Below are 8,724 nucleotides of genomic sequence, written 5' to 3'. Positions count from 1 at the left end.
CAATAGAGGGAGAAGAGAACGGCTGGCGGATGGCGGCGTCTCACATCGTTAATTTTTAATAGCTGGCGTTCAGGCTGAAGCCGGCCGTATGGCTGGCCGTACGGAACAGCTCAGGTTTGCGCACGGGCCAGCCGACAAAGGCGTCGTACTGCACGCCCAGCCACTGGCCGCGCAAGCCCACAAAAGCGCCCGTCAGGCGGCGCGCGATCAGCCATTCGGCGGACGGTCCCGATACTTCGCCGTGGTCCAGGCCCGCATACGCTTCCTGGCCGCTGCTGCCCAGCGGCACGCCGAGCTCGTTGCGCAGCAGCCAACCCCGTTCGGCCGAGAGGCTGCTTTCGCCGTCATAGCCGCGCACCGTGTAGCGCCCGCCGATGGCGAAGCGATCCTGCGGCACCAGCGGCGTGCGGTTGTGCTGCATGCGCCAGCTGCCCGCGTAGCGCAGCGGCTGGCCAGCCAGCTTGAACGGCGCCGACAGGGCCGCGTCGGCCAGGATGAGCTTGAACCGCGACGTGCCCTCGCCAAACGCTTCCTCGGGCGCGGCCATCGCGTGCATCGCGCCCGTGCCGCGCCGGTATTGCAGGTTCAGGTCCAGGGTGGCCTGCCCCAGGAATTCGCGGTGGCCAAGGCCCAGTTCCCAGCCGGCCATGCGGCGGCGCTGCACTTCCACTTCCGTGTCGTCGATGAAGTTTTGCGCGGCGCGCTGCCAGCCGCGCAGGGACAGCGTCGTCTTGCGCGACGCGTCGCGGTACACCAGACGCGACAACTTGACTTCGCGATTCTGGCTGGCGCCGCTGTAGTTGTAATCCTGGCTGATGCCGGCCACGGACTGGTGGTAGCGGCTGTCGCTGGCCGTGAAGGACAGCAGCCAGTAGGCGTAGGGAATCGAATAGTGGGCCACCATGCCGCCTGTGCCGCGCGGACCATTGCGGTTGCCGTCGACGTTCTGGTTCAGGCTCAGGTAAAACAGATCGTTCAGGGTCAGCCAGTGGTCATACGACAGGGTCACGCTGCCCTGCAGCTTGCCCGTCGAGCGCGAACCGCCGTCGTCGAGGCCCAGCGCCAGGCGAAACGGCAAACCCTGCTTCCACTGGATCTGCAGGTCGCTCTCGCCCGGCTTCGCATTGCCGCCTTCGGCCGGCATGATCTGGATATCGGCTTCGGCCGTCGGCACGCGCTTGAAGTTTTCCAGCGCCTGCTCCGTATCGCGCACATTGAGCAAGTCGCCGGGTCGCGCCGGCACGGCATTCCACCAGGTGGCGCGGGGGTTGGTGCCGGGCGCAAAGCCGATCTGGCGGATACGGCCCGGTATCAAGGTCAAGGTTAAGGTGCCCTTGCTTAAATCCTGCGGCTCGGCCAGCACGCGCGTGGTGACGTAGCCGCGCGCGATGATGGCGTTCTGCATGCGCCCCATCAGTACATTGATGGCCTGCGTGCCCAGGCAGCGGCCCAGCGGCGAGTCCGACGCCCCCAGGTCGTCGTGCCCGGCGGCGACCAGCGCCCACTGGAACTGGGCGGCGTCCTCGCCCCGCAATTGCAGATGATCGATGGTAAAGCACGGCGATTCGCCTGTGGGCAGGCGGTTCGCGGCTGCGGCCGCGGGGGCCTCGAGCAGGCGCACGTCGGGCGTGCGCTCCTGCTGCTGGCGCAGGAGGCGCTCGCGTTCTTGCTGGCGGATCAATTCTTGGCTGGCATCGTCGCGCTGGCTGCTGCCAGGCGGGGTGGGAAGGGGCGGCGCGATTTCGGGACGGGTCTGCGCGGACACGGCGGCACACAAGGTGCCGCTGAACAAAAATACACCGCACCATGGCGTCAAGCGCAGGTGCATATGTTGCCTTAAGTAATTATTTACGTAAGGAAATTATAAATTAATTATTTCCATAGGGCAACTTTATTTATTTCTTGAGAACTTTACTTGTTTGGTAACTGTCTTTCAACTATCCAATTACCACCAGTAAAGCCCTGCGCGGCCTGGCGGCGGCAGAGCAGGCAATGGCGTCCGGCATCGATGCATAAAAAAAGCCCTGTAAAAACAGGGCTTTGGCTTACTCACTTATTCGGAAATGCAAAGTTTCCTTATGGGAACTCACTCCCACTCGATTGTCAATGAGGTGCCTAAACGTTTGATTTTTAGGTGCTTTCTAAACTATTCAGTTAGCGATGCCCTCATAATGACCCTCACCGGATCTATCTATCGTTGCCGGTTGGTCGCGGACGGGACGGAAGAGGCAACCTCGCTCGCACCTGACGCCATATCCGGCCAGGCGATAAAGCCTGCGTTTCGGCACATCAGGAATCACAGCCTTCCGATGCATTTAAGGATACGCCAATCCCTAGCGCCACGCCTTCACCTTGTCATTAGCGCAATGTCAGGCCCGCTACAGCGAAAAGGACGAGGCGATGGCATGCGCTTATCTATCAACCGCTTTTACTATGTACCATATCGCCGACGCTTTTCACGTTTCGAGCAGGACAGTCAGTCAAGCCGTATCGGAATTTAATAAAGCGCAACTTGCCGCAGATAGAGACGGCCAAGGTTGAGATCGTGTACGAATGGCAGACCTGGCTCCGCCCCCCTCAAAGGTTGGGATCGTGTACGAATGACGGACCTGACCCCGCTCCTTTACATGCCCAGCTTGGTCGCACGTCTCCAAAATCCCATTCTTTGCCGTTTTGCCGAACGTTTGTCTGCAACGGGCATGGCGAAAAAAGCCCTGATTGGCGCAATTATGCACAAATTAGCACATCGGATCTATGGCGTGATCCACACTGACAGGCCCTTTGATGCGCATTACTGGGCAAAAGGACTTGCCATTCAAGACGGTATCTGACCTAGGCCCTGGGTAAACTTGGCCAAGGCTGAGGTCGAGCACGAATAGCGGACCTGAGCCAGTCCCCGGCTACCCAGATATGCTATTGATTAAAAGGACGCATATTTTTTTGGAAAATATCCCAGTCCCCATATCTAAACATATGTATCGCCTTTTCCGATTCATCATCGTCATGAAAACCTGATATTGCGACACCTACCTTCAAAGATAATACAAACCCGAGAACCTCAATCAAATTTTTATCATGTAAAGCAAGCCACTGCAAAAAACGATCATCCCAAAAAACTATATCTCCATTAATCATTCCTTCGCAAAAAGGAAGCAAAGTAATTTCCCGGAGACCACCTGATATCGCGTCAAATCTTAAAATAAAATCAGAAAAATGAAGCTCCCTTTCTGATTCTCGGTTCGTGTTTCGACTAACAGGCTCTCCAAAAACAGCAATTGCATCGACTTCACTGCTCCCAAAAATTAACCCATTAACGTCTTTATAAGAGTTTATCTTAATCATTTTCCAGTCCTCGGATTTACAGGGAGCTGACCACTCGATCGAGCATAGTCCAGCATTTCCTTTATTGCTTCATTATACTTTTTAACATCACCTGATCGCTCTGCCGCTGCCCGTCGAACATCAAGCACCTCTCGCGCCATCGCATCACGATACCGGCCTTGACTGATCAATTCAGCTGTTTCGGCCCTATAAATTGCACCTGCTCTACCATTTTGACCGTTACTCGACGTTCCGGCATGGTCGTTTGGATCCATCTTAATTGCCGGTCCGTCATATGGCCCGACCACTTTCTACGGCCTATACCATGTTCCACACTGCCGCCGCTTTTCACGTATCGAGCAAAACAGTTAGTCGAGCTGTCTCGGTATTTACTAAAGAACAACTTGCCGCAGGTCGAGACGGCCAAGGCTGAGATCGTGTACAAATGCCGGACATGACCCCGCCCCAATATTGATTTTGTCTACACCCTCTAAGTAACCGCTCCATCCGCTTTTCCTTCAATGTCCCGCAACTTATAAATTTCGTCATAAGGCAGCGAATGAAATTCAATGATTGATGGCTCTTCCCCTGCAACCTTCAAGACATCTGCAAGCCGCGCAAACGATTCGCGAGGGCCATAAAGATCAATATCTGATACCGGCACCTCACGATTGACTAACTGACCGCTGAACAATTGCTGAGCAGATCGTAGTTCCAATTCTAGCCAACAATCCTTAATTTTCGCAAAAAGATCAGTTACATCACCTCGGATTGATTCCAAGTCGATGCTAATTCTCCCCCAGTCAGGATTGCCAATTATACGATCGGTTCCAGAGTCGTCTTCTGAAAAAATTCCGCCACAATTTCCACATATATTTTCACCCTGCGGGATTGTTGCCCCGCACATCTCGCAATGCCTCATTCTGGCCCCATATGGTAAGTTCGCATGTTTTTATAAATAGTACGCAGGTAATCATAGGTCTTAGTTCCGCCCCAGATCTGAGGGTCGTAGAAATATGCCCTCCCATCTGGCAAGACTTGCGGATGGGGTCAGGTCCGGTATTCAGACACGGCCTCAGCCATGCCATTGTCCAAACCTTTGCGCAATCTCGGTGCCAATGCGTACGGATCAGATAACGTCTACCGCATGACCCGCCCCCTACGCCTTGAATTTCCCGGCGCCCTCTACCACGTTACTTCGCGCGGCGACCGGCGTGGCACCATTTACCGGGACGATACCGATCGCCTTGTCTGGCAAGAGGTACTAGCCCTGGTCTGTGAGCGGTACCATTTTGTCGTGCACAGTTTCTGCCAGATGAGCAATCATTATCATCTGCTCGTTGAAACGGTGGAGGCGAATCTGTCGCAGGGCATGCGCCAGTTGAATGGCGTGTATACCCAGCATTTCAATCGGCGCCACAAGCTTGTCGGGCACGTATTGCAAGGCCGCTACAAAGCCATCTTGATGCAGCAAGAAAATTATCTGTTGGAGTTGGCCCGCTACATCGTCTTGAACCCAGTCCGGGCGCACATGGTGGGATCACCCGACGACCGGTACTGGAGCAGCCATCACTACGTTTTGTACGAAGCAGCGTCTCCATGCTGGTTGTCGCGTGACTGGCTCTTGAGCCAGTTTGGCGCAACGCGCGACGAGGCGGCCGCCAACTATTCTCGGTTTGTCGCGGCCAGAATGGACGAAACAAGTCCGCTCGCCCACACTTGCCACCAGATGCTACTGGGTAATGAAACCTTCGTGTCGGCACATCAGCAATCGCAGCGTTCCGATGCATTCAAAGATACACCAAGACAGCAGCGCCGCGCTGTCGCTAGCGCAATATCAGGCCAACTACAACGACAGAGACGAGGCGATGGCACGCGCTTATCTGTCAACCGCTTTTACCATGTCCCACATCGCCTCCGCTTTTCACGTGTCAAGCAGGACGGTCAGTCGGGCCGTATCGGCATTTATTAAAGCGCAACTTGCTGCAGATCGAGACGGCCAAGGTTGAACACGCTTACGATTGGCGGACCGGCCCCCGGCTCCAAAGGACTTGTCACTCCCGACGGTTTCGGGTCTCGGCTCCTTGACATCTAGTTAATTATCATTTCGCAATCTGGCATGCAACAGAGTAAATCTGCATGCCCATTGCACCCTCCTTGCAATACAGAAATTAGGTGCCAATGCAACAGTACTTCCAGCACAAAAATTACATCTATTTTGTGCAATATAAATAATGTAAATTTTAATTTTAACAATTATTTAGAATTTATGCCCGTGTGGTAGAAATTGGCTATCTAAGTGAAAGTCACGATGCAGAAATATAACATTGATAACTGTGAGTATTGGTGATAATTTGTCATCGCAGTATGGACTTTCCGAAACATTCATCGTCTTTCAGGGAGATCAACATGAAACTAAGGTCACTTATCGCAGCGGCGGTACTGAGTGCTGCTTCCATCGGTAGCGCCAGCGCCACCGCCTATACTGTCAACCTCACCAACACCTCGGGCAACCTGTGGACCAGCGGTTTCAACGCTGTCCCCAGCCCGCTCGGCGACTTCACGGATACCTTCACGTTCACCCCCACTGCGACCTTTGGCTCGACCGCGCAGGCCTTCCTTGCCAACCTGTCCGTCACGGGCTCGGACAGCTCCTCCATCCAGTTCACCAGCGCAAACCTGAACGGCATAGGACTGACAGGCTTTGGCGGCCCCACAGTCTTTGGCTATGCGCAAGGTGAGGTCTTGGCGCCAACAAGCATTCTGTTCAATGGCCCGCTGGTCCTGACCGTGATGGGCAACACCAAGGGCGGCAGCTATGGCGGCACATTCAACTTGAATCTGGCTCCCGTACCAGAACCGGCAACCTATGGCATGCTGCTGGCTGGCTTAGGAATACTAGGCTTCCTGGCACGGCGCCGGACGCAATCTTGAGTGCACCACCCAAAAGACGCCTCGGCGTCTTTTTTGTTAGCAACGAACAAATCCATTGCCAGATCGCAGGATTCACTTTCAGTACCAATACCGACTTTGCTTCTGACCTTGAAACAGCCCGGCCGGCTCTGTTGAGCTATTCCAACGGCAAGTAATATTCATTCCTTGCGGCCCGCCGCCTAAGCCTTACCGTTGGTTACCAGCTAACCCTCTCCCATAGGTGTGAGTTTGCCGACATTCACCCACACGATGTGAGCGTTGAGCCGTTCCATGCGCGGCGCGGGATGACGAGGCTGGGTGTGCCACGCAAACTTCACTTTGTGCAGTACCTGTTGGCCGATCACCTCCATGATAACCAAGCAGCAAGAGTACTTGACAGTATCTCGATGGGACTGCATGCGCTACTCGACGACCACGCCGGGCTTTCGCATCACAACCGCCATTTCCACGATAGCAACAAAATAAAATTACTGTATGCAAACACAGCACGGCCATTCGCGCTGAATACACGACGTCGGAATTGGTAACTAAAAGAGTACTCCCCTGCGGCATCAAATCTTCAGTCGCTGGCTGAAAATCACCAATCCTGCGAAGAATAACGATTAACGGTACGAATGAGAATTAATCACCTCAAAATGTCACAGTCCGCCAGCATTGTAAGAGTTTGTTTTTACAAAAAATTGCTTTCTGAACTGCGAAACAATTACCATGAATACATCTTACGTTGCCACAGGGCATGAAAAGGAAAAGGATGATAGGCAGCATCGATCACTTCATTTATTTTCCGACTCACATAGCTACAGAAAAGACTTCATATATGCGACTCAATCTTCCCGTCAGCAGTACCGAGATCACACTGAGCGATAGCGAAACCATCGTCTCGACCACCGACTTGCAAGGCAATATCACGTATGCGAATCCGTATTTCATCGCCGTCAGCGGCTACAGCGCGGAAGAATTGATCGGCGCACCGCAAAACATCCTGCGTCACCCGGACATGCCGGTGGAAGCGTTCGCCGATTTCTGGGCCACCATCCGCTCGGGACGTTCGTGGAGCGGCATGGTGAAAAACCGCTGCAAGAGCGGCGACTACTACTGGGTGCTGGCGAACGTGACGCCGGTGGTGGAAGACGGCGTGGCCGTCGGCTACATGTCCGTGCGCACCAAGCCCACGCGCCAGCAGGTGGCGCAGGCGTCGGCCCTGTACGCGCGCATCAAGGCGGGGCAGGCCGACGGCATCGCCCTGAGCCAGGGCGCCGCCGTGCGTACGGGCTGGCTGGCGCGGCTGCTCAGCGTGCGCGACATGGCCATCGGTCGGCGCATCGCCTGGAACCTGGGCGCGCTGGTCGCGCTCGTGCTGCTGCAGCTGGCCTGGGATGCCGGCCTGCTGCCGGCAGCGGCCCACGGCTGGCTGACGGGCCTGTCCGTGGCGACCCTGTGCCTGACCCTGTATTTTTGGCATGCCTTGCACAAGGTCGTGCTGCAGCCGCTGCAGCGGGCGCGCCAGGCGTGCGACGTGATGGCGGGCGGCGACCTGACGGGCGAGCTTGACACGTCGCGGCGCGACGAGATGGGGCAGCTGCTGCGCTCCTTGCGCCAATTGCGCGTGAATCTGCACTCCATCGTCGGCGACGTGCGCGGCAACTTCCTGCGCATCAGCATGGCCAGCCAGGAAATCGCCGCCGGCAATATGGATTTGTCCGGCCGCACGGAAGCGCAGGCCTCGGCCCTGCAGCAGACGGCGTCGAGCATGGAGCAGCTGGCGGCCACGGTGCAGCAAAATAGCGGCAATGCCATGCAGGCCAGCGAGATGGTGGGCAAGGTACAAGGTCTGGCCGGGAGCAGCGGCGAGATCGTCGGGCAGGTGGTGGCCATGATGGGGGAAATTAGCGATTCATCGAGGAAGATCGGCGACATTACGGGCATTATCGAGGGCATCGCCTTCCAGACGAATATTCTGGCCTTGAACGCGGCCGTGGAAGCGGCGCGCGCCGGCGACCAGGGCCGCGGCTTTGCCGTCGTGGCAGGCGAAGTGCGCAGCCTGGCCCACCGCAGCGCGGCGGCGGCCACGGAAATCAAGCAGCTGATCACGGCCTCGCTGGAACAGGTGAAAGCGGGCGCGCTGCTGGCGCAGCAGGCGGGCGCCAGCAGCGCCGACATGCTGGGCGCGGTGCAGGGCGTGCACGGCATCATGGAAGAGATCGCCTCGGCCTCGCGCGAGCAAAGCCATGGCATAGGCCAGGTCAACATGGCCGTCACACAGATGGATGAAGTGACGCAGCAGAACGCGGCATTGGTGGAAGAGTCGGCGGCCGCTTCCGCCTCGCTGCAAGACCAGGCCTTGCAGCTGGAGCAGGCCATGGCTTTATTCAAATTGGGCAGTGCCGTTCGTTAGCACTGTCAACCAACTCCAGGACTTCAACCGATTGCAGTATCCCGATGCCAAGAAAATGACGCCAATACTGGGGG

The 8,724-nt window shown here is 56.2% G+C and carries 8 protein-coding genes; 4 read left to right on the top strand and 4 right to left on the bottom strand.

Going from position 1 to position 8,724, the window contains the following annotated elements:
- Positions 1 to 55 precede the first annotated feature (55 nt).
- A complete protein-coding gene (locus tag CSQ95_RS26820; protein WP_099411694.1) occupies positions 56 to 1,828 on the bottom strand; it encodes a ShlB/FhaC/HecB family hemolysin secretion/activation protein in 1,773 nt (590 codons plus the stop codon).
- Positions 1,829 to 2,600: 772 nt separating this feature from the next.
- Between CSQ95_RS26820 and CSQ95_RS26815 the strand changes: the two genes are divergently transcribed.
- Positions 2,601 to 2,831: a hypothetical protein gene (locus CSQ95_RS26815; RefSeq protein WP_257218237.1), complete on the top strand. Its 231-nt coding sequence runs from the start codon at positions 2,601 to 2,603 to the stop codon at positions 2,829 to 2,831.
- 82 nt (positions 2,832 to 2,913) lie between these two features.
- Here CSQ95_RS26815 and CSQ95_RS29435 read toward each other — a convergent pair whose 3' ends face one another.
- From CSQ95_RS29435 to CSQ95_RS29425, 3 genes are all read right to left on the bottom strand, one after another.
- The gene (locus CSQ95_RS29435; protein WP_143450097.1) at positions 2,914 to 3,342 is read right to left on the bottom strand and encodes a hypothetical protein; all 429 of its coding nucleotides are present in this window, start codon (positions 3,340 to 3,342) and stop codon (positions 2,914 to 2,916) included.
- Positions 3,339 to 3,596 (bottom strand): hypothetical protein, encoded by a 258-nt coding sequence (locus CSQ95_RS29430; protein WP_143450096.1) that lies wholly within the window; start codon positions 3,594 to 3,596, stop codon positions 3,339 to 3,341. Before CSQ95_RS29430 ends, CSQ95_RS29435 begins: the two co-directional genes overlap by 4 nt.
- A 215-nt stretch (positions 3,597 to 3,811) precedes the next feature.
- Positions 3,812 to 4,228: a hypothetical protein gene (locus tag CSQ95_RS29425; RefSeq protein WP_143450095.1), complete on the bottom strand. Its 417-nt coding sequence runs from the start codon at positions 4,226 to 4,228 to the stop codon at positions 3,812 to 3,814.
- A gap of 174 nt (positions 4,229 to 4,402) precedes the next feature.
- Here CSQ95_RS29425 and CSQ95_RS26810 point away from each other — a divergent pair, with 174 nt between their 5' ends.
- The 3 genes from CSQ95_RS26810 to CSQ95_RS26800 all read left to right on the top strand — a co-directional run bounded on the left by CSQ95_RS26810 (position 4,403) and on the right by CSQ95_RS26800 (position 8,650).
- The gene (locus CSQ95_RS26810; protein WP_257218236.1) at positions 4,403 to 5,293 is read left to right on the top strand and encodes a transposase; all 891 of its coding nucleotides are present in this window, start codon (positions 4,403 to 4,405) and stop codon (positions 5,291 to 5,293) included.
- A 437-nt stretch (positions 5,294 to 5,730) separates the two neighbouring features.
- Positions 5,731 to 6,255: an FxDxF family PEP-CTERM protein gene (locus tag CSQ95_RS26805; protein ID WP_180279178.1), complete on the top strand. Its 525-nt coding sequence runs from the start codon at positions 5,731 to 5,733 to the stop codon at positions 6,253 to 6,255.
- A gap of 817 nt (positions 6,256 to 7,072) precedes the next feature.
- Positions 7,073 to 8,650 carry a PAS domain-containing methyl-accepting chemotaxis protein gene (locus CSQ95_RS26800; protein WP_099411692.1) on the top strand — a complete coding sequence of 526 codons (1,578 nt, stop codon included), beginning with the start codon at positions 7,073 to 7,075 and terminating at the stop codon, positions 8,648 to 8,650.
- The last annotated feature ends 74 nt before the right edge of the window (positions 8,651 to 8,724 follow it).

It is taken from the genome of Janthinobacterium sp. BJB304, assembly GCF_002735765.1.
GTDB lineage: Bacteria > Pseudomonadota > Gammaproteobacteria > Burkholderiales > Burkholderiaceae_D > Janthinobacterium.
This window is presented reverse-complemented; position numbering and strand designations above follow the sequence as displayed.

Bases quoted from the DNA above. Each gene is read 5' to 3' on its own strand.
- CSQ95_RS26820 (WP_099411694.1), bottom strand. From the start codon at position 1,828: ATGCACCTGCGCTTGACGCCATGGTGCGGTGTATTTTTGTTCAGCGGC.
- CSQ95_RS26815 (WP_257218237.1), top strand. From the start codon at position 2,601: ATGACGGACCTGACCCCGCTCCTTTACATGCCCAGCTTGGTCGCACGT.
- CSQ95_RS29435 (WP_143450097.1), bottom strand. From the start codon at position 3,342: ATGATTAAGATAAACTCTTATAAAGACGTTAATGGGTTAATTTTTGGG.
- CSQ95_RS29430 (WP_143450096.1), bottom strand. From the start codon at position 3,596: ATGGATCCAAACGACCATGCCGGAACGTCGAGTAACGGTCAAAATGGT.
- CSQ95_RS29425 (WP_143450095.1), bottom strand. From the start codon at position 4,228: ATGTGCGGGGCAACAATCCCGCAGGGTGAAAATATATGTGGAAATTGT.
- CSQ95_RS26810 (WP_257218236.1), top strand. From the start codon at position 4,403: ATGCCATTGTCCAAACCTTTGCGCAATCTCGGTGCCAATGCGTACGGA.
- CSQ95_RS26805 (WP_180279178.1), top strand. From the start codon at position 5,731: ATGAAACTAAGGTCACTTATCGCAGCGGCGGTACTGAGTGCTGCTTCC.
- CSQ95_RS26800 (WP_099411692.1), top strand. From the start codon at position 7,073: ATGCGACTCAATCTTCCCGTCAGCAGTACCGAGATCACACTGAGCGAT.